The organism is Mycobacterium sp. MOTT36Y (assembly GCF_000262165.1).
Classification (GTDB): domain Bacteria; phylum Actinomycetota; class Actinomycetes; order Mycobacteriales; family Mycobacteriaceae; genus Mycobacterium; species Mycobacterium intracellulare.
Genome location: NC_017904.1, coordinates 2,984,854 through 3,005,144, shown reverse-complemented (window position 1 = coordinate 3,005,144; position 20,291 = coordinate 2,984,854). Strand labels below are relative to the sequence as shown.

19 protein-coding genes are annotated in these 20,291 nt (G+C 69.4%); 14 read left to right on the top strand and 5 right to left on the bottom strand.

From position 1 onward, the window contains the following. Positions 1 to 7: 7 nt before the first annotated feature. The 5 genes from W7S_RS13810 to W7S_RS13790 are packed head-to-tail and all read left to right on the top strand — an operon-like array spanning position 8 to position 4,600. Entirely contained in the window at positions 8 to 1,618 is a 1,611-nt protein-coding gene (locus W7S_RS13810) for an NAD(P)/FAD-dependent oxidoreductase (RefSeq protein WP_014711759.1), read from the top strand. After that, a complete protein-coding gene (locus tag W7S_RS13805; RefSeq protein WP_014711758.1) occupies positions 1,615 to 2,418 on the top strand; it encodes a mycofactocin-coupled SDR family oxidoreductase in 804 nt (267 codons plus the stop codon). The genes W7S_RS13810 and W7S_RS13805 overlap by 4 nt, the downstream gene beginning before the upstream one ends. Next, positions 2,415 to 3,260 (top strand): mycofactocin-coupled SDR family oxidoreductase, encoded by an 846-nt coding sequence (locus W7S_RS13800; RefSeq protein ID WP_014711757.1) that lies wholly within the window; start codon positions 2,415 to 2,417, stop codon positions 3,258 to 3,260. The genes W7S_RS13805 and W7S_RS13800 overlap by 4 nt, the downstream gene beginning before the upstream one ends. A gap of 8 nt (positions 3,261 to 3,268) precedes the next feature. Beyond that, entirely contained in the window at positions 3,269 to 4,060 is a 792-nt protein-coding gene (locus W7S_RS13795; protein WP_014711756.1) for an SDR family oxidoreductase, read from the top strand. Positions 4,061 to 4,090: 30 nt separating this feature from the next. Further along, the gene (locus W7S_RS13790) at positions 4,091 to 4,600 is read left to right on the top strand and encodes a nuclear transport factor 2 family protein (RefSeq protein WP_014711755.1); all 510 of its coding nucleotides are present in this window, start codon (positions 4,091 to 4,093) and stop codon (positions 4,598 to 4,600) included. Positions 4,601 to 4,613: 13 nt separating this feature from the next. On the opposite strand, the gene W7S_RS13785 is transcribed toward W7S_RS13790, so the two are convergent. The 3 genes from W7S_RS13785 to W7S_RS13775 form a co-directional block, all read right to left on the bottom strand. Beyond that, positions 4,614 to 5,510, bottom strand: coding sequence for an alpha/beta fold hydrolase (locus W7S_RS13785; RefSeq protein ID WP_369751687.1), 897 nt, complete (start codon positions 5,508 to 5,510; stop codon positions 4,614 to 4,616). Between the two features lie 53 nt (positions 5,511 to 5,563). Continuing rightward, on the bottom strand, positions 5,564 to 6,961 hold the full coding sequence (locus W7S_RS13780) for a wax ester/triacylglycerol synthase family O-acyltransferase (protein ID WP_014711753.1): 1,398 nt from the start codon (positions 6,959 to 6,961) through the stop codon (positions 5,564 to 5,566). A 184-nt stretch (positions 6,962 to 7,145) separates the two neighbouring features. Next, complete coding sequence (locus W7S_RS13775) at positions 7,146 to 7,604, bottom strand: nuclear transport factor 2 family protein (RefSeq protein ID WP_014711752.1); 459 nt, start codon at positions 7,602 to 7,604, stop codon at positions 7,146 to 7,148. 271 nt (positions 7,605 to 7,875) lie between these two features. On the opposite strand from W7S_RS13775, the gene W7S_RS13770 reads away from it, so the two are divergent. Then, positions 7,876 to 8,109: a CsbD family protein gene (locus W7S_RS13770; RefSeq protein ID WP_008257209.1), complete on the top strand. Its 234-nt coding sequence runs from the start codon at positions 7,876 to 7,878 to the stop codon at positions 8,107 to 8,109. A gap of 91 nt (positions 8,110 to 8,200) precedes the next feature. Next, on the top strand, positions 8,201 to 10,447 hold the full coding sequence (locus W7S_RS13765; RefSeq protein WP_041297858.1) for a molybdopterin-dependent oxidoreductase: 2,247 nt from the start codon (positions 8,201 to 8,203) through the stop codon (positions 10,445 to 10,447). Positions 10,448 to 10,473: 26 nt separating this feature from the next. Here the strand turns inward: W7S_RS13765 and W7S_RS13760 are convergent, their stop codons facing one another. Further along, a complete protein-coding gene (locus tag W7S_RS13760; RefSeq protein WP_014711750.1) occupies positions 10,474 to 11,319 on the bottom strand; it encodes an SDR family NAD(P)-dependent oxidoreductase in 846 nt (281 codons plus the stop codon). A gap of 251 nt (positions 11,320 to 11,570) precedes the next feature. Here W7S_RS13760 and W7S_RS13755 point away from each other — a divergent pair, with 251 nt between their 5' ends. Then, positions 11,571 to 12,569, top strand: a complete 999-nt coding sequence (locus W7S_RS13755; RefSeq protein WP_176476840.1) for an alpha/beta hydrolase — start codon at positions 11,571 to 11,573, stop codon at positions 12,567 to 12,569. A gap of 103 nt (positions 12,570 to 12,672) precedes the next feature. Continuing rightward, the gene (locus W7S_RS13750; RefSeq protein WP_168160322.1) at positions 12,673 to 15,372 is read left to right on the top strand and encodes an FHA domain-containing protein; all 2,700 of its coding nucleotides are present in this window, start codon (positions 12,673 to 12,675) and stop codon (positions 15,370 to 15,372) included. An 11-nt stretch (positions 15,373 to 15,383) separates the two neighbouring features. On the opposite strand, the gene W7S_RS27175 is transcribed toward W7S_RS13750, so the two are convergent. Continuing rightward, positions 15,384 to 15,548 carry a hypothetical protein gene (locus tag W7S_RS27175; protein ID WP_008257199.1) on the bottom strand — a complete coding sequence of 55 codons (165 nt, stop codon included), beginning with the start codon at positions 15,546 to 15,548 and terminating at the stop codon, positions 15,384 to 15,386. A 253-nt stretch (positions 15,549 to 15,801) separates the two neighbouring features. Here W7S_RS27175 and W7S_RS13745 point away from each other — a divergent pair, with 253 nt between their 5' ends. From W7S_RS13745 to W7S_RS13725, 5 genes are read left to right on the top strand one after another with little or no spacing between them, the layout of a single operon-like run. Then, on the top strand, positions 15,802 to 16,980 hold the full coding sequence (locus W7S_RS13745; RefSeq protein WP_014711747.1) for an acyl-CoA dehydrogenase family protein: 1,179 nt from the start codon (positions 15,802 to 15,804) through the stop codon (positions 16,978 to 16,980). Between the two features lie 21 nt (positions 16,981 to 17,001). Then, entirely contained in the window at positions 17,002 to 18,135 is a 1,134-nt protein-coding gene (locus W7S_RS13740; RefSeq protein ID WP_014711746.1) for an acyl-CoA dehydrogenase family protein, read from the top strand. Next, positions 18,128 to 18,628 (top strand): MaoC family dehydratase N-terminal domain-containing protein, encoded by a 501-nt coding sequence (locus W7S_RS13735; protein ID WP_014711745.1) that lies wholly within the window; start codon positions 18,128 to 18,130, stop codon positions 18,626 to 18,628. The genes W7S_RS13740 and W7S_RS13735 overlap by 8 nt, the downstream gene beginning before the upstream one ends. A 7-nt stretch (positions 18,629 to 18,635) precedes the next feature. After that, on the top strand, positions 18,636 to 19,091 hold the full coding sequence (locus tag W7S_RS13730) for a MaoC/PaaZ C-terminal domain-containing protein (protein WP_014711744.1): 456 nt from the start codon (positions 18,636 to 18,638) through the stop codon (positions 19,089 to 19,091). Further along, positions 19,088 to 20,290 (top strand): thiolase family protein, encoded by a 1,203-nt coding sequence (locus W7S_RS13725; protein ID WP_014711743.1) that lies wholly within the window; start codon positions 19,088 to 19,090, stop codon positions 20,288 to 20,290. The genes W7S_RS13730 and W7S_RS13725 overlap by 4 nt, the downstream gene beginning before the upstream one ends. Position 20,291 lies beyond the last annotated feature (1 nt).

Here is a 20,291-nt window from a genome sequence, read left to right as displayed (position 1 = left end):
ACTGGTTGTGAACGATCCCGGCGAACAGGCTCTCGATGTGGTCGTGGTCGGCGCGGGGTTCGCCGGCCTGTACGCCCTGCACAAGCTGCGCGGCCAGGGGCTTTCGGTGCGAGTCCTGGAAGCCGCGCCCGAGATCGGCGGGACCTGGTACTACAACCGGTATCCCGGCGCGCGCTGCGACGTCGAGAGCGTCGACTACTGCTACTCGTTCTCCGACGAACTGCAGCAGGAATGGAACTGGACCGAACGCTACGCCACACAGGCCGAGATCCTGGCGTACCTGAACTGGGTCGCCGACAAACTCGACCTGCGCCGCGACATCGCGCTGCGCACCCGCGTGGTCTCCGCGACGCTCGACGAGACGACGCTGCGCTGGACGATCACCACCGATGCCGGCCAGACGATCTCGGCGCGGTTCTGTCTCATGGCTACCGGTCCGTTGTCGGCCGCGCTGACCCCGGACTTCGACGGCCTGGACACCTTCGCCGGCGAGATCTACCACACCGCGCAATGGCCGCAGGACCCCGTCGACTTCACGGCCAAGCGGGTGGCCGTGATCGGCACCGGATCCTCCGGCATTCAATCGATTCCGATCATCGCCGAGCGGGCCGCACACCTCTACGTCTTTCAGCGCACACCCAACTACAGCGTGCCGGCGGGCAACAGGCCGCTGTCGGCCGAAGAGCTCGACGAAATCAAGGCGGAATATGCCCAGCGACGCGCGCTGTCGTGGCGCAGCGGCGGCGGCTCACCCCACATCACCGCGCCGAAGCCCACGATGCAGTTCACGCCCGAGGAGCGCCGAGCGGCCTTCGAAAAGCGTTGGCAGCTCGGCGGTGTGCTGTTCTCGAAGACCTTCCCGGACCAGATGACCGATCTGGAGGCCAACGAAGAGGCCCGCCGATTCTACGAGGAGAAGGTCCGGGCCGTCATCGACGATCCGGCCGTCGCCGACCTCCTGATCCCCAACGACCATCCCATCGGCACCAAGCGAATCTGCACCGACAGCAATTATTTTCAGACCTTCAACCGCCCGAACGTGTCGCTGATCAGCGTCCGCGCCACGCCCATCGAATCCGTCGACACCACCGGCATCAACACGACCGGGACCCACTACGACGTCGACATGATCGTGCTGGCAACGGGTTTCGACGCGATGACCGGGGCGCTGGGCCGGATCGATATCGTCGGGCGCCGCGGCACCGCCCTGCGCGACGACTGGGCGCACGGACCCCGCACCTACTTGGGGCTGGGCGTCGACGGCTTCCCCAACCTGTTCCTGATCTCGGGCCCAGGAGCGCCCGCCGTGCTGGCGAACATGGTGCTGCACGCCGAAGCCCAGGTGAACTGGATCGCCGACGCCATCGCGTTCCTCGACGAGCACGGCTACGCCGCGATCGAAGCAGGCGTCGACAGCGTGGACGGCTGGGGCGCCGAATGCGCCCGTCGGGCCGAGACGACGCTGTTCACCAAGGCGAACTCGTGGTACATGGGCGCGAACGTGCCGGGAAAGCCCCGGGGTTTCATGCTGTTCGTCGGGGGCTTCGCGACCTATAACGACATCTGCGCCGAGGTCGCCGACGCCGGCTACCGCGGCTTCGATCTCATCGAACGATGACGGGTCTACGGGACACGGTCGTCGTCGTCACCGGCGCCGCCAAGGGAACCGGCCGGGTGCATTGCCAGCGGTTCGCCGACGAGGGCGCCGACGTGATCGCGCTCGACGCCCCGGCCGTGGCGGACGAGTTGGCCGAAACCGCAGAGAAAGTCGCGGATCGCGGTCGGCGCTGCGTGACCGGGCTGGCCGACGTCACCGACCTCGGGGCCGTCACCGCCGCCATCGATGCCGGCATCGCCGAGCTGGGCCGCCTCGACACCATCGTCGCCAACGCCGGCGTCCACCTGCCGGGCGCGCCGTCGTGGGAACTGGATCCGCTGGTGTGGCAGCGCACACTGGACATCAACCTCACCGGCGTCTGGCACACCGTCAGGGCCGGGGTGCCGCATATCGGTAGTGACGGCGGCTCCGTCGTCATCATCAGCTCCACCAGCGGCCTTCGCGGTCTGCCCAACACCGCCCACTACACGGCCAGCAAGCACGCGGTGGTGGGGTTGGCCCGCACGCTGGCCAACGAGCTCGGGCCCCGCGGCATTCGGGTCAACACCGTGCACCCAGGCCCCGTCGCGACCCCAATGGTGCTCAACGAGGCCACTTTTCGGCGGCTGCGACCGGACCTGGAAAACCCGACGGAGGCCGACGCCGCCGAGGTGCTGCGGGCCCGCAACCTGCTTCCGGTGCCGTGGGTCGAGCCCGTCGACATCGCCAACGCCGTGCTGTTCCTGGCCTCGGATGAGGCCCGCTACATCACCGGCACCCAGCTCGTCGTCGACGCCGGTCTGACCCAGAAGACGACATGAGGGCGGCGCGCGGCGGGCGACTCGAAGGCAAGGTCGCCCTGATCACCGGCGCCGCGCGGGGGATCGGTCGCGCGCAGGCGGTGCGCTTCGCCCAGGAGGGCGCCGACGTCGTGGCGTTGGACGTGTGCGGCCCGATCGACACGGTGCTCGTGCCGCACAGCACGCCAGACGACCTCGACACCACCGCATCGCTGGTCCGCGAGGCCGGCGGCCGGGTGCACACCGAGATCGTCGACGTGCGCGACCTCGCCGGCATGCAGGCCGCCACCGACCGCGGCGCCGCACGGTTCGGCGGATTGGACGTGGTGTGCGCGACCGCGGGAATCACGTCGCGCGGCATGGCGGTCGAGCTGGACGAAAACGCGTGGCGCACCATGCTGGACGTCAACCTCACCGGGGTCTGGCACACCTGCAGCGCCGGCGCGCCCCACCTCATCGCGCGCGGCGCCGGGTCGGTGATCCTGACGAGCTCGATCGCCGGGCTGCGCGGCCTGGTCGGGGTCGCGCACTACACGGCCGCCAAACACGGCGTGGTCGGCTTGATGCGCTCGTTGGCGAACGAGCTTGCGCCGCACCATGTCCGGGTCAACTGCGTCAACCCGACCAACGTCGACACACCAATGATCCAGAACGACGTCGTCAGCAGCGCCTTTCGCCCGGACCTGGACCGCCCGCCCACGCGTGCCGAATTCGCCGACGCCGCGCGTTCGATGAACATGCTCGCGGTGCCGTGGATCGACCCCGTCGACGTCGCCAACGCCGCGCTGTTCCTCGCCTCCGATGAGGCGCGCTACATCACCGCGATCACCTTGCCCGTCGACGCGGGCGCCACCCAGAGATAGGAGGATCCGTGACCGACATCGCGAAGTACGGGCCGTGGGCGGTGATCGCCGGCGGCTCGGAAGGGGTGGGCGCCGAGTTCGCACAGCAATTGGCCGGTGACGGGTTCGATCTGGTGCTGATCGCTCGCAAGCCGGGACCGCTGGAGGACACGGCGCGGCAGTGCCGCGAGATCGGCGCACAGGTGCGCACGTTGGCCATAGACCTGCTGGACCCCGACGCGGTCGCGCGAATCACCGCGCAGACCGCGGACATCGAGGTCGGCCTGTTGATTTACAACGCCGGCGCCAACACCTGCAGCGAGCCGTTTTTGGACGCCGAGCTCAGCGACTTCGGCCGGGTGATCGACCTCAACGTGACGCGGATGCTGCAACTCGTGCAGCACTTTGCGCGGCCGATGCGGTCCCGCGGCCGGGGCGGCATTTTGGTGGTCGGCTCGATGGCGGCGACCCACGGTTCGATGCGCCAATCGGTCTACACCGGCGTGAAGGCCTTCAGCCGCCTCTTCGCCGAGAGCCTGTGGCTGGAGCTGCGCGAGCACGGCGTCGACGTGCTGGAACTGGTGCTGGGCGTGACCCGCACGCCGGCGATGGCCCGGGTCGGCCTGAACTTCGACGTGCCGGGGCTGTCGGTGTCCGAACCGGCCGACGTGGCCCGCGAGGGGTTGGAGAACCTGGCCAACGGCCCGGTGTTCATCGCGGGCGGCAACGCGGCCGCGGTGCACCGGGGTAGCGGGCCGGACCGCGCCGCGATCGTGTTGGGCGCGCACAGAGCCGTGCAGGAACTCCTGGGCCGGAAATGATGCGCTCGGTGAACTGGAAGGAGATCAGCGGTGATCGACGCCGACGAACTGTTGACGCGGCTGTGCCGACTCGAGGACGAACGCGATATCGCCCGATTGATCGCGTCCTACGGTCCGGCGGTGGACGCGGGGGACGCCGACGCCGCGGCGCGGCTCTGGGCGACCGATGGCGGCTACGACGTCGAGGGTTGGCAGATGCACAGCCGGGCCGACGTGCGCGACATGGTCAGCTCGGCCTCCCATCAGAAGCTGGTGGGTGGTGGTTGCTGCCACTTCGTCGGACCGGCGGTCGTGACGGTCGCGGGGGATTCGGCGGTGGCGGTCAGCGAATCGCTGGTTCTCGTGCGTGACGGCGAGAGTTATCGCGTATGGCGCTGCACGGCAAACCATTTCGAGTTGCGGCGCATCGAGAACCGTTGGCGGATCACCAAGCGTACGAGCCGCGTCCTCGATGGCAATCCCGGGGCCCACGCCTTGCTCACCGCGGGCCTGGCGGGTGCACCGGCACCGACATTGGGCGCCGGGGGAGACGTGGATTGAGGACGGTCCCGCGCTAGCCGCGCGAAAGGAACGCCAGCACAGTGCTTTCGAAGGCCTCCTTGGCCTCGATCATCGCCCAATGCCCCGAGTTCGGGAAGATGTGCAGCTCCGCGTTGGGAATGGTGCGCATCGGGATCAGGGCCATGTCGGGCGGGCTCACCCGGTCGTCGCGTCCCCAGGTCAGCAGGGTGGGCGCGGTGAGCTTGTGCATGGTCGCCCACGGCAGCGGCCGGTCGGAGGCGGCCAGCGCGGCGTTCATCCCGGCGAACGCCGCCTTGCCGTACATGCGCCGCGCCGCGGCCAGGGTGTCGGGGTCGGTGGCCAGCTGCCAGCGCTCCTCGATCAGCTGCTCGGTGACCAGCCCCTGGTCGTAGACCATCGACTTGAGCCAGTCGACCAGGCGCTGGCGCGTCGGGTCCTCGACGAATTCCTGCAGCAGCCGGATGCCCTCGCTGGGGCTGGGGCTGAAGATGTTGGTGCCGATCCCGCCGATGGTCACCAGCCGACCGACGCGCTCGGGATTGTGGGTGGCGAAGTTGATGCCCACACCGCCGCCCATCGAGTTGCCCACGATGTGCACCTTGGCGACGCCGAGCGCGTCCAGCAAGGGCGCGACGGTGCCGAACGCGGTGACCATCGGGTGTCCGCCGAAGTCGTCGCTGACCCCGAACCCGGGGAATTCGAGGATCAGGCAGCGGAATCGCTCGGCGAAGGCCGGCAGCACCCCGCGGAAGTTGCGCCACCCGGTGACCCCGGGCCCGGACCCGTGCAGGAACAGCAGCACCGGTGCGGAATCGGGGGCCCCGCTGTCCCCAGTGTCGTAGTAGCGCAAAGCGCCCTTTTCCGTGCCGATTTCACGCAGGTCTTGCTCTGCGAGAGGCTGTCGAGAAGTGTCTGCCACGGGTGTCACCCTGCCATGCCGCGGCGCCGAGGGGAGATGGGGTTCCGCTGAACGGGCGGCGGTCAGGTTCGGCCGCGGACCGGCGCGCTCGCATTCATCAGCTCTTTGAGGGCGACGGGGAATGCGTCGGCCAGGTCCCAGAGGTCGGCCACGAGGTCGGGGCAGGAAATGATGCCGACGCCGAGACGGCGGCCCAGCGACATCACGGTGATGTTGAGCCCGGCGCCGGCGATGATCGGACCGAGCGGGTACATCGCGTCGAGCCGGCAACCCAAGAAGTAGAGCTGGTCTCGCGGCCCGGCCACGTTCGACATCACCAGGTTGTGCGGCGGCTTCTCGGGCAGCGGTATGCGGGGCAGCAGCTTCATCGCGGCGCCGAACATGGTCTGCCCGGCCACCTGAGTCCAGTCCTGCAGCAGGGTCGGTCCCATCGCGGCGGCGTGGTCCTTGGCCGCGGCGTTCCCGCCGGCGATGCGGGTGAGGCGTTCGGCGGGGTCGGCGATGTGGGTTTCCAGCCGGCACAGCATCCAGGTCATCTGATTGCGGGCCGGTCGAGATGACTTGCCGCGGACGGACATCGGCACGCTGGCGACCATCGGAATATCCGGCAGGGCGTCGCGGTCCAGAAGGTACTGCCGCAGCGCCCCCGCGCACATCGTCGTCACCACGTCGTTGACGGTCACCCCGAACCGCTGTTTCACGGTTTTGACGTCCTCGAGGTCCACGCTCGCCAGGGCAATGTTGCGGCGTCGGGTGAAGCGGCCGTTGAACGCCGTGGGCGGCGCCGCGAACGGGGCCGCCATCGTGTGGCCGCCGCCGCGGGCGCGCAGGACCGTTTGTGCCAGCGTCAGTGCCGTGGCAGGCACCACCCTGGCCAGGCGCCACGGCCGCAACGCCGCCCCGATCAGACCGCCGGCTGCGATCTGCAGCGGGTTCGCCGCGCCGGCGCGGGCGCCCGGTTCCGGCGGCGGCGGGCCGTCGGGGGTGGGGCCGCACAGTTGCGCGAGCAGGTTGGCTCCGCCCACACCGTCGACCACCGCGTGGTGGGCCTTGAGGACGACGGACAGCGCGTCCCCGCCACGCAGCCCTTCGATCACCCACATTTCCCACAGCGGACGATCGCGATCGAGCGCCAGGCCGGCGACGTGGCCGCAGATTTCCGCAAGTTCTTCGCGCCCGCCCGGCGAGGGTAGCGCGACACGGTGCAGGTGGCGTCCCAGATCGAACCGGTCGTCGTCCACCCAGACCGGATGGTCGAAGTTCAGTTGGTTGTCGGCCAGCTTGAGGCGGAATTCCGGGACGGCGTCCACCCGCTCCGCGAGCGCCTCACGAAAGCGCGCGAAATCGTAGCCGCCGGGCATGGTCGCGGGGTCGAGCTCCAGGACGCAGCAAACGTTCAGCGGCTGTGTCGGTGATTCGAGGTACAGAAAGAACGCGTCTAGCCCACTGAGTCGCTGCATACCCGCTCGTCTCCTGTGTGCGGCTCTGGACCGCTGGTCACATGACCAGCGGTCATCCCAACGCTCGTGGGGGATCCACGATCGGGGCGACCGCGATTTGTTGCGTGACGGTCTTTCTATAGCCACTGCGGGGCTTCCGGCAAACATTGCGCCGGACGCGGATCGGGACCGCGTTCTGCGAGGGCTAGCGGGCCATCGCCGAGTCGGGCGCTGCCCAGTCGGTGGACACCCGCCGGTGCTTGATCAGCCAGGCGCCACCCTCGGGCACCAGGACGTCCCGGTAGCGGCCGCAATGGTCGAGCCCGATGTGGGTGACGACGGTGAAGTACGACTTGACGCGCGCCTCGTCCGGTGTCACTTCGGTGAACAACACGTTCGCGACGTTATGGCGCACAATCGGTTTGACGCCGCCAGTGACGTCGGCAGTGACATCGGCATCGACGGCGACCTTTCCGGTGACGCCGCCCAGGAATTCCGCGATCGCCGATCGCCCGCGCAGCGGGTCGAACCCGCGGATCTCGAGCACGCCGTCCGGACAGAACGTCTCCGCGAGGCCGTCGAGCGCGCCCGCGTCGCCGGACCAGTTGTAGCGCGCCAAGGTGTCGCGGATCTGCTCACGGGCCACCAGTTCCCACGTTTCCACTGTTATGGTTCCTCCCGCCGCTGACCGGGGTGCAGCGATATCGGGCCTCAGCGTAACCGATGCGGCCGGGACATTCCGGCGTCGTGTCGGCGGGGTATTGTCAAACACCCTGAACCGCAAGGGAATTGGATACAACGGCCGGCGGTCCTTGCGCGGCGACCCCCCCGACGCGTCGGCGCTATGGCGAAGGCGACTCCCGTCGAAGGTTTTGGGAACCGATCGGCTGGGCAATAAACGCTGAGCAAGACGCACGACAAGGAGGGGAGTACGTATGTCGGACAAGAGCGGTCCCGAGGAAGCCATCGAAGGCGTCGTCGAGGGCGTCAAGGGCAAGGTGAAGGAAGTCGCCGGGGCGGTCGCCGGACGCGACGACCTGATGCGCGAAGGCCAGGCCCAACAGGACAAGGCCGATGCGCAGCGCGAGGCCGCCCAGAAGGAGGCCGAGGCCGAAAGCGCCCGAAAGGCCGCCGATATCAACGAAGCTCGCCAGAAGGCCGAACAGTAGTGACAGCCGGCGGTGGCCCGGTCACGTGGTGTCCGGGCCACCGCCGCTGTCACCACTTCCGCTACGGGCGGTAGCGCAATACAGTGGGTGGATGAAACCCGGCGAAGACGGTAGGCACCTGCGCACCTGCCCGTTGTGTGAAGCTATGTGCGGCTTGGAAATTCAGGTCGATGACGGCCGTGTCACCGGCATCAGGGGCAACCGCGACGACGTCTGGAGCCGCGGGCACCTGTGCCCCAAGGGCACATCGCTGGCCGCCCTGCACGACGACCCGGACCGCATCCGCGAGCCGATGATCAAGGTCGACGGTCGGTGGCAGGAGGTCAGCTGGGACGCGGCGTTCCGGCGCTGCACCGAGTTGCTGACGCCGGTGATCGACAAATACGGAATCGGCGCGGTGACCGCCTACACCGGTAACCCGCTGGCGCACTCGTTCTCGCTCGCCCGCTACGCGGGCGTGTTGATGGGCATGTCCGGGCTGCCGATCACCTACTCGCCGGGCACGGTCGACCAATGGCCGAAGAACCTGTCCTCGCACCTGATGTACGGACTCTGGTGGAACTTCCCGGTGCCCGACATCGAACGCACGGACCTGCTGGTCATCATGGGCGCCAATCCTGCCGCATCGCAGGGCTCACTGCTGGCAGCGCCCAACGTGATGGGCCTGATCGACGCGATCCGCAAGCGCGGCAAGGTCATCGTGATCGACCCGGTGCGCACCCCGACCGCCGCGCGCGCCGACGAGTGGCTTCCCATCGTGCCCGGGACCGACGCGGCGCTGTTGCTGGCGGTCGCGCACACCCTCTTCGCCGAAGGCCTCGCCCGTCCCGGTCCGGACCTCGCCGGCCACCTCGATGGGCTGGACACCCTTCGGCGGGCCGTCGCGGACTGGCCACCGGAGCGCGTCGGCGCCGTCACCGGCATCGGCGAAGACCGGATCCGCCGGCTGGCCCGCGAACTCGCCGGCACCGACAAATCGGTGGTCTACGGACGAATCGGGTTGTGCAACCAGGAATTCGGCAGCCTCGCCAGCTGGCTCGTCGACGTGGTCAACATCCTGACCGGTCATTTCGACACCCCCGGCGGCGCCATGTTCCCCAGGCCGGCCGCCTGGTCGATCACCACGCAGCCCCTGCCCGGATTGGAGGGCGGCGCACCGGAATTCGGCCGCTGGCACACCCGCGTGCGCGGCGCCAAGGAAGTTCTCGGCCAGGCGCCGGTGTCGTGCATGGCCGAAGAGATCGCCACCCCGGGCGACGGCCAACTCAAGGCGCTCATCACGGTCGCGGGCAACCCGGTGCTGTCCACCCCCGGCGGCGACAAGCTCGACGAAGTGCTGCCGATCCTGGAGGCGATGATCTCCGTTGACCTTTGGCTCAACGAGACCACACGGCACGCTGATGTGATCCTGCCCGGACTGTCGCCGCTGGAGCAGCCGCATCACGACGATCTGATCCTGCTCTTCGCGATTCACAGCATCGCGAATTACTCGGCGCCCGTGTTCGATCCGGGCGATCGCCCGCACGAATGGGAGATCCTGATCCGGCTGACCGGACTGTGCACCGGCACGCCCGCCGAGGACGTCGACGTTGCGGCGATCGACGACGGCTTCTTCGATTACCTGGCCTTCACCCGCGGGCTCGACGGCGCGGAGATCCGCAAGCTCTACGAGCACGGCGGGCCGGAGCGGATGCTCGACCTCACCCTGCGCACCGGGCCCTTCGGCGACCAGTACGGCAAGAATCCGGGCGGGCTCACGCTGGACACGCTCAAGGCCAACCCGAACGGAATCGACTTCGGGCCCATGGTCCCCCAGCTGCCCGACATCCTCGGCACCGCCGACAAGAAGATCCGGCTCGCACCGCAGTACCTGCTCGACGACCTGCCCCGGCTGGCCGCGCGCATGGAGCGCCCCGCCGAACCGCTGGTCCTGGTGAGCCGCCGGCACCTGCGCTCGAACAACACCTGGCTGCACAACGTGCCCGCGCTGATGAAGGGAAAGGACCGGTGCACGTTGCTGATCCACCCCGACGATGCGGCCCGGTGCGGCGTCGCCGACAACGACATCGTGACGGTGAAATCGGAGGCCGGCGAGATCAGGGTTCCCGTGGAGATCACCGACGCCATCAAGCCGGGCGTGGTCTCGATGCCACACGGCTGGGGACACGGCAAGCCGGGCACCCGCATGACGGTGGCCAACGGCTCACCGGGCGCGAACACCAACGTGCTGTCCCCGCCGACGTTCGTCGACCAGCCGTCCGGCAACGGGGTGCTCAACGGCATCCCGGTGACGATCATCGACGATCAAGCCAGATTCCGTCCCGCGCAAGCGCTTTGAGGAAGCCGGCGGTTTGCCAAGGAGTCTCAGGGGTCGACCGGCCGATTCGTCCACTCGCGGCCCGGCCGGCGTGAGGAGCGGAACCATCCGCCGGCCGCGCCCGTTCCGCCATCGGTCGCGATGGTGTGGCCCGTAACGAACGACGACAGGCCCGAGGCCAGAAACAGGATCACGCGGGCCTGATCCTCGGGCTGGCCCATCCGCCCGACCGGCACCCACCGCGGCCATTGGGTGTGCTCCTCGGGCGACAGCCATTGCGAGTAGGGCACTTGAAGGGACTCGGTGACGTCGGGGGCGATCGCGTTGACCCGCACGCCGTGGTTGCCCACCTGCACGGCGAGGCTGCGGGTGAAGGCGATCAGCCCCGCCTTGAACGCGGCATACACCGGATCCTCCGGGTAGCCGCGCAGCCCCTCGACCGACGAGACGTTCACGATCGCACCGGCGTGCCGGTCCACCATGGCGGGCAGGAACGCCCGGGTGAGCAGGAAGACGTGGTGGAGGTTGATCCGGTAGAGCTCATCCCAGAGCCGCGGGTCGGTGTCGACGAAGTTTCCGGGGTGGCGCAGCCAGTGGCCCACGTTGTTGACCAGCACGTCGACCCGCCCGTGCTCGTCGAGCACCGTCCGGGCCAGGCCGGTGACCTGGTCCGGCGCCCGGACATCGGTGACGACCGCACGGGCGGATCCGCCGGCCGCCGTGATCGCGTCGGCGGTCACGCCGCCCAGCTCGCCGTCGATATCGGCGATCACGACGTGCGCGCCGTGGCGGGCGAAAAGCCGTGCGGTGGCCGCGCCGATGCCGCCCCCGCCGCCGGTCACGACCGCGACCCGGTCGGCCAGCAACGGGCCCGAATGCTCTGCGTGTGTCATCGCTCATATCTTGGGCCACGCGACGCCCCGGCCACAGCCGGTCCGGACCCATTCTGGGCGCGCGACGGCGGCGATCGACGATCAACGGGTGGTACCCATCTCTGCCGGTGGCAAACAGTGACCTACGCGACGTTTGCTGAGCGCTGGATCGACCGGTATGCCGGGTACCCGGTGTCCACTTAGGAGTTGATGACACAGTGAGCACAATCGATCCGGCCCGCATACTGCCGAGCGTGGCGACGACGCGGCGCATGCACCATCGGCATAGCCCCCAGTCGGTCGCCGTCTCGCTCGCCAGCCGGCTCATCGTGAAGAACGCGGTCCGCGCCTGGGCCATGACGCCCAACCTGCACTGGCCGCTGGAGTACGTCGACAGTTTTGCCGGGATGTTTCCCCGTCTGGGCTCCGCGGCGAACACCGAACCGGTGCGTCTCGAGCACTGCGCCGCGGAGTGGGTTCGCGCTCCCGGCGCCTCGGGGGACCGGGCGATCCTGTACCTGCACGGCGGCGCGTTCCTCACCTGCGGCCTCAACACGCACCGCTCAATGGTGACCCGCCTGTCCAAGGAGGCCGACGCCGCCGTGCTCGCCGTCGCCTACCGGAAGTTGCCCGCACATCAGATCACCGACGCCATCGACGATGGCATCAGCGGCCTGCGATGGCTGCAGGACCGCGGCTACGACGGCGACCGGATCGTCGTGGCCGGCGACTCGGCCGGCGGATACCTGGCGTTCATGACCACGCTGTCGGCGATTGGCGAGGACATCATGGAGCCGGCCGGGGTCGCGACCATCTCGCCGTTCACGGACACGGACCCGGCACGAAAACTCAAGCACCGCAACGCCCGCAAGTGCTCGATGTTCACCCGCAGCGCGTTCTCGCGGTTCGCTAAGTACCTCGGCGACGCCCGGGCGGTGGAGGGCCGGGGCGAGTCCACGGTCGCCTCGCCCGTGGATGCCGACCTGTCGTCATTGCCGCCGGTGACCATTCACGCGAGCTCGGACGAATTGTTGCTCGCCGATGCGGAACTGATGGCGAAGCGCCTGGAAGCCAGCGGGGTCCGATGCGATTTGCACCTGTGGGACGGGCAGATCCACGACTTCCCGTTGGCCGCCGACATCTTGCCGGAGGGCAGGCGCGCCATCAAATACCTCGGCGATTTCGTCAAGGACGTCACCCCCGCCGGGGACGCGGTCCGGAGTAAGGTCCGGAACGTGCGCCGCCTGCGCAGCGCCGCCGCGGCCGGTTGAAGCCGACGAAAGTAATTGTGCCGCAGGCTGATTCGACGGCCGGCGGCCGTATTCCGTTGCGCCGGGTGCCCAACTCGCGGCGCTGCCGTTACAGTTGGTCCTGATGAGCCCACCAGCCCCGCCTGCGCTGACCGTGCGGTACGAGGGAGCCGAGCGCACCTTCGCGGCAGGCAACGACGTCGTGATCGGGCGTGACCTTCGCGCGGACGTCCGCGTCGCCCACCCCCTGATCTCCCGCACCCATCTGATCGTGCGGTACGACCAGGGCCGATGGGTCGCGGTCGACAACGGCAGCCTCAACGGTCTGTACGCGAACAACCGCCGCGTCCCGGTCATCGACATCCAGGACGGCATGCGCGTCAACGTCGGCAATCCCGACGGCCCGGTGCTGACCTTCGAGGTCGGCCGCCACCAGGGTTCGGCCGGGCGACCGCCGCTGACGACGTCGATACCCATCGTCAGCACGCCCGGCGCGCCCCTCGTGGGAGCGCCGCAGAACCCCCCGAGCGGCACGCAACCTTCCGCCCAGCCTCAGCAGCCGGCGTCTGCCTCGTTCCGCCACCCGGCGCATCCGCCCACCGCCACGCAGCCCAGCCACTCACCGAGCGGACCCCTCGCGAGCCAGCCGCCCAGCGGCCCGACCCCGAGCCATCCGTCGGGGCCGCAGACCCGCTTCCCGACCAGCGGCCCCCTGGCCGCGCCGCCCAGCGCGCCCCAGCCCGCGCCGCAGATCTACCGGGCGCCGTCGGCGGTGCACGCGGCCCCGCCCACCACCGCGCAGCCGGCGGCGTCCCAGACGGGCCGCATCGGCGGCGACTCGTCGAACATCGCCACGTCGATGATGAAGATCCTGCGGCCGGGCAGGGCCGGGCTGGAGTCCACGCCGGGCGCGATCACGATCGGCCGCGCCAACGACAACGACATCGTCATCCCCGAGGTCCTGGCGTCACGCCACCACGCCACGCTGATCCCGGCGCCGGGCGGCACCGAGATCCACGACAACCGCAGCATCAACGGCACCTTCGTCAATGGCGCCCGCGTCGATTCGGCCGTGCTGCACGACGGTGACGTCGTCACGATCGGCAACATCGACCTGGTCTTCGCCGGCGGCACCCTGGCCCGACGCGACCAGACCGCCACCGCGACGCGCACCGGCGGCCTCGACGTGCGCGGGGTGACCTGGACGATCGAGAACAACAAGACGCTGCTGGACAACATCTCGCTGACCGCCCTGCCCGGGACGCTGACCGCGATCATCGGGCCGTCCGGCGCCGGCAAATCGACGTTCGCCCGGCTGGTCGCCGGGTACACGCACCCGAGCACCGGCACGGTGGCGTTCGAGGGCCACAACGTCCACGCCGAGTACGCCTCGTTGCGCAGCCGCATCGGGATGGTGCCGCAGGACGACGTGGTGCACGGCCAGCTGACCGTGCAGCAGGCATTGATGTACGCCGCCGAGCTGCGCCTGCCGCCGGACACCACCAAGGACGACCGCGCCCAGGTGGTGGCCCGGGTACTCGAGGAACTCGAGATGACCCAGCACCTGCACACGCGGGTCGACAAGCTCTCCGGCGGCCAGCGCAAGCGCGCGTCGGTGGCGCTGGAGTTGCTCACCGGGCCGTCGCTGCTGATCCTCGACGAGCCGACGTCGGGCCTGGATCCGGCGCTGGACCGGCAGGTGATGACCATGCTGCGGCAGCTGGCCGACGCCGGCCGGGTGGTGCTCGTCGTCACCCACTCGCTGACCTACCTCGACGTCTGCGATCAGGTTTTGCTGCTCGCCCCCGGCGGCAAGACGGCGTTCTGCGGGCCGCCCGGCCAGATCGGTCCCGCCATGGGCACCACCAACTGGGCCGACATCTTCAGCACCGTCGCCAACGATCCCGACGGCTCCCGGGAGCGCTACCTGGCGCGGACGGGCCCGCCCCCGGCGCCGCCGCCGGCGGAGAAACCCGCCGAACTGGGCGACCCCTCACACACCAGCCTGTTCCGGCAGTTCTCCACCATCGCCCGGCGCCAGATGCGGCTGATCGTCTCGGATCGCGGCTATTTCGTGTTCCTGGCGCTGCTGCCGTTCATCATGGGTTCGCTGTCGATGTCGGTGCCCGGCGATGTCGGCTTCGGCATCCCGAACCCGATGGGCGCCGCGCCCAACGAGCCGGGTCAGATCCTGGTGCTGCTGAACGTCGGCGCGGTGTTCATGGGTACCGCGCTGACCATCCGCGACCTCATCGGGGAACGCGCGATCTTCCTGCGCGAGCAGGCGGTTGGCCTGTCGACGTCGGCGTACCTGTTGGCGAAGGTGTGCGTGTACACGGTCTTCGCGATCGTCCAGTCGGCGATCGTGACCATCATCGCGGTGCTCGGCAAGGGCGCGCCGACCCAGGGCGCGGTGGCGTTGGGCAAGCCCGGCCTCGAGTTGTTCGTCGACGTCGCGCTGACGTGCGTGGCCTCCGCCATGCTGGGGCTCGCGCTGTCGGCCGTCGCCAAGTCCAACGAGCAGATCATGCCCCTGCTGGTGGTGGCCGTGATGTCACAGTTGGTGTTCTCCGGCGGGATGATCCCGGTGACCGGCCGGGTAGGGCTGGATCAGATGGCCTGGGCAACGCCCGCCCGGTGGGGATTCGCGGCGTCGGCGTCCACCGCCGACCTGACCAAGCTGGTGCCCGGGCCGCTGACCCCGAAGGACTCGCACTGGCAGCACACGCCGGCCAGGTGGTGGTTCGACGTCGGCATGCTGGCGCTCATCAGCGCCGTCTATCTGGGTTTCGTGCGCTGGAAGATCCGCCTCAAGGGCGGCTGATCGCTCGCGCGTCAGGCGCCCTTGCGGACCACTTGGTCGGCCGCGGCGCGCATCCGATCGGACAGCTGCAGAAGATTGTGCTCGCCTACGCCCAGGGGAAGGGTGTACGCCAGTTGTCTCAATTCGACGGCGTAGTTGCGCAAGTCCTCGCGGAGGCGCGTCTCAACAGTGGGCATGATTTCTCCCTCGGGCTGGGGCAGAGGGCCTGGTCCGCGTCGACCAACCGATCCGAAAATCTTCGCAGCCCGCGGCCGAATCCGCCAGAGCGTCGACGGGTTTTAACGGGAGTTTGACAGCGGTTTTACAGTGCGACCCCGGCCGTTCGCGACCGATGCGCGGCAGAATGCCACGCGCGAACTTGCGGCGGCGTTACGCTGGCGCTGCTCGGTGTAACGGCATCGACGCTCCGAGAAAGGCATAGGCGCCGGAATGGATTTCGAACTCGACGCCGGGCAGCGCGCCTGGCTGGCCGAGGTCCGCGAATTTCTGCACGAGAACGTCACCCCCGCATTGCGCGCCGAGCTGGCCGCGCACGACTTGGAGATTCTCGACGGCGAGGTGGCGCGGTTCCGCCGCAAGATCGGCGCCAAGGGCTGGTTCGGGCTGAACTGGCCGCGCGAGTACGGGGGGTTGGGCCTGGGCGCCATTCACCTGCACCTGTTGATGAGCGAATTCGAGTACTGGGGCGTGCCCGGACCCGACCTGACCGTCACGTCGGTGGCGCCGATGATCATGCGTCACGGCACCGAGCGGAACAAGAGCGAGTGGCTGCCCCCGATCGCCCGGGGCGAAATGATCTGCGCGGTCGGCTATTCCGAGCCCGAGGCCGGGACCGACCTGGCGAGCCTGCGGACCACGGCGACCCGCGACGGGGAGGAATGGGTGATCAACGGGACCAAGATCTGGAACAGCGGCGCGCAGCGGGCCACGCACGAATGGCTCTGCGTCCGTACCGATCCGACGACCGCGCGCCACCGCGGCATCTCGGTCATCATCGTGCCGATCGACAGCCCCGGCGTCGAGATCCGCCCGCTCTACGCGTGGTCGGGCTACCGCACCAACGAGGTGGCATTCCGCGACGTGCGGGTGCCGGCCACCAACCTCGTCGGCGAGGTCAACCGCGGCTGGACCTACATCACCGGCGCGCTCGACCTCGAGCGCGGCGCGCTGACCAACGCCGGAGACCTGCGCCGCGCCGTCGAGGAATTGCACGAACTTTCGCGCAGTCCGCGCCGCGACGGGACGGTGCCCGCCGACGACCCGTCGCTTCGCCGCCGGCTGGCGCAGGCCGAAGCCGACGTCACGGTGGCCACGCTGATGGGCTACGAGGCGGCCTCGATCCTCGACAGCGGCGTCATTCCGACCGTCGAGGTGAGCGTCGAGAAGGTGTTCACCAGCGAGCTGCGCCAGCGCATCGCCGCCCTGGCGCTCGATCTCCTCGGCCCGGACGGCTTGTTGGCCCACCGCAGCGAACAGGCCCCGCTGGCCGGCAAATTCGAGCGGCTCTACCGGGCCGCCCCGCTGATGCGCTTCGGCGGGGGCACCAATGAGGTGCTTCGCGACATCATCGCCCAGCGCGGGCACGGGATGCCCTCCTATGGACGCTGACCGAAGCCTCGCACACCACCGATGAAGACGATCCCGTCCGCCGAGCAGCGTGAGTTCGCCGCGGCGCTACGCGCCCTGCTGGCCGCCGAGAACCCGGTCAGCCAGGTGCGCGCCCTCGACGAGCCCGGCGCGGACCGGCGCACGCCGGCGCTGTGGAAGGCGGTGGCCGACGCGGGGGTCTTCGGGCTGGCCGTCGCCGCGGAGTACGGCGGTGCCGGTGGCTCACTCGGCGACCTGGCCGTGTTCTACACCGAAGCCGGCCGCGCCCTGTGCCCGACGACCGTGCACAGCACCGTGCACGCCGCCCTCGCCGTCGACCAGCTCGGCTCCCCGGAGGCCAAGGCCGCTTGGCTGCCCCCGCTCGCGTGCGGCAGCGTCCGCGCCACCACCGCCCTCTGGAACGCCCGCGACGCCGCGCTCGTCGCCCCTGCGCTGCGCGCCGATCCCGATCCGAATCGGTGGCGGCTCAACGGAACCGCGGATTACGTCGCCGACGCCGATGTCGCCGATCTCATCGTGGTATCGGCCGCCTCGTCGCGGGGCGGAGCCGAACGCCCGCTGGTCTTCCTCGTCGACGCGCACGGCGGCGGTGTGACCGTCGAGCCGCTCGACATGGTCGGCGGGCACCGGGCGTTCACCGTGCGCTTCGACGACGCGGTCGTGGCCGGTGACGCCGTGCTCGACGGCGTCACCGTGCCGGGATTGCGCCGGCTGGCCAACACCGCGGTGGCGCTGGGATCACTCGACCTGGTCGGGGTCGGCCAGGCCGTGCTGGACCGCACCGTCGACTACACCAAGCTGCGTCACCAGTTCGGCCGGCCCATCGCCTCGTTTCAGGCGGCCCAGCATCTGATCGCCGACATGCACATCGCCCTGGCGGCCGCGCGATTGGCGGCGCACGCGGCGGTGTTCTGGCTGGGGCGCGGCCGCACCGCGAGCAGGGAGACCGCCATCGCCCGCATGCACGCGGCAACCGCGGCCCGGCTGATCACGCTCGACGCCCATCAGCTGCACGGCGGGATGGGCTATGTCACCGAGACGGACCTGCATCTGTGGAGCGAGCGGGCCCGCCTCGGTGCGACGCTCGGCGGCGGCGCCGACGTCGCGGCGTCGTGGCTTCGGGAGACCATGGGAGAAGGGAGCGCCGGTGAGTGAGGACAGCTTGATCGACGCCGAGTCGGCGTCGCGGGTGGGCACGGTCGCCGCCTCGGCGACCGGCGAGGTGAACCGGCGCGATTGGCAACGGTGGGCGGCCGCCGTCGGCGAGGACAACCCGTTGTATTTCGATCCGGACTACGCCCGCGCCAACGGCTTTCGCGACATCATCTGCCCGCCGCTGTACCTGCAGTACGCGGTCCTCGGGGTGTCGCGGCTGGAGTCGCTGCGCCCCGACGGATCCTCCGGCGCGGTCTCCGGCAGCCTCGCGTTTCCCCGCGCCCCCAAGCGGATGGCCGGCGGGGAGAGCTTCACCTTTCACCTGCCGGCCTACCACCGCGACGAAATCGACATGGTCCGCACCATCTCCTCGATCGTCGAAAAGCGGGGCCGCTCCGGCAGATTCGTCCTCGTCACCTGGCACACGGTGTACCGCAACCAGGATCGCGACCTGCTGGCCGAAGCGTCGACGTCGATGATCGCCCGCCCCTAGGAGCATCGTGACCGACCAGCAAGTCTTCTATGACGACATCGCCGTGGGCGATCGCATCCCCACGCTGACGGTGACCGTCGACGAGACCCAGATGTTCTTCTTTTCGGCCGCCACGTACAACGGCCACCGCATCCACTACGACAAGGAGTGGGCCCGCGACACCGAGGGATACGACAACGTGCTGGTGCACGGTCCGCTGCAGGCGGCGCTGCTGGCCCGCGCCCTCGGGGACTGGGTCGGCGGGCGGGGCAGGCTGGTGACGTTCTCGGTGCAGAACCGGGCGATCGCCTATCCCGGTGAGGCGCTCAGTTTCGGTGGCGAGGTCACCGGCAAACGCCTGGGCAACAATGGGTTTGGGGGCTACGGACTGGTGGATCTGGATATCGCCGGTCGGCGCGGCGACACGGTGCTGATGCCGGGCACCGCCACCGTCGCGCTGCCGCTGCGGGAGACCCGGGCATGAGCGGGCTGCGGGGAGAGGCCGCGATCGTCGGCATCGCCGAGTTGCCGGCCGAACGGCGCCCCACCCGCCCCGCGATGTTCACCCTCGACCAGTACGCCCGGCTGGCGAAGATGGTGATCGAGGACGCCGGTGTCGATCCGGGTCGTGTCAACGGCCTGCTGACCCACGGCATCGCCGAGTCGGCCATGTTCGCCCCGGCCACCCTGTGCGAATACCTGGGCCTGGCACTGGATTTCGGTGAGCGGGTCGACTTGGGCGGGGCGACCTCGGCCGGCATGGTGTGGCGGGCCGCGGCGGCCGTCGAACTCGGCGTCTGCGAGGCCGCCCTGGCCGTGGTACCCGGGTCTGCGGCCGTGCCCCGGTCCGAGCGGCGGCCCGCTCCAGCGCCGAATTGGTATGGGGCGTCCTCGAACAACTACGGCTCGCCGCAGGCCGAATTCGAGATCCCCTACGGCAACGTGGGCCAAAACGCGCCCTACGCGCAGATCGCCCAGCGGTACGCGGCCGAATACGGTTACGACCCCGCCGCGGTCGCCAAGATCGCCGTCGACCAACGCACCAACGCGTGCGCCCACCCCGGCGCCGTCTTCCACGGCACCCCCATCACGGTGAACGACGTGCTGGACAGCCCGATGATCGCCGACCCCATCCACATGCTGGAAACGGTGATGCGCGTGCACGGGGGAGCGGCGGTGTTGATCGCCAACGCCGACATCGCGCGCCGCGCCCGTCACCGTCCGGTATGGATCACCGGCTTCGGCGAACACATCGCCTTCAAGACCCCCACCTACGCCGAGGACCTGCTGTCCACACCCATCGCCCGCGCCGCCGAACGGGCGTTCGCGATGGCCGGGCTGTCCCGGTCCGACGTCGACGTCGCGTCGATCTACGATTGCTACACCATCACGGTGCTGATGAGCCTGGAAGACGCCGGATTCTGCGCGAAAGGCACAGGCATGTCGTGGATCAACGAACACGATCTGACCCATCGCGGGGAGTTCCCGCTGAACACCGCCGGCGGCCAACTGTCCTTCGGTCAGGCGGGAATGGCCGGCGGCATGCACCACGTGGTCGACGGCGCGCGGCAGGTCATGGGACGCGCCGGCGACGCGCAGGTGACCGACTGTCACACCGCGTTCGTGACCGGTAACGGCGGCATCATGAGCGAGCAGGTCGCGCTGCTCCTGCGGGGGGATTAGC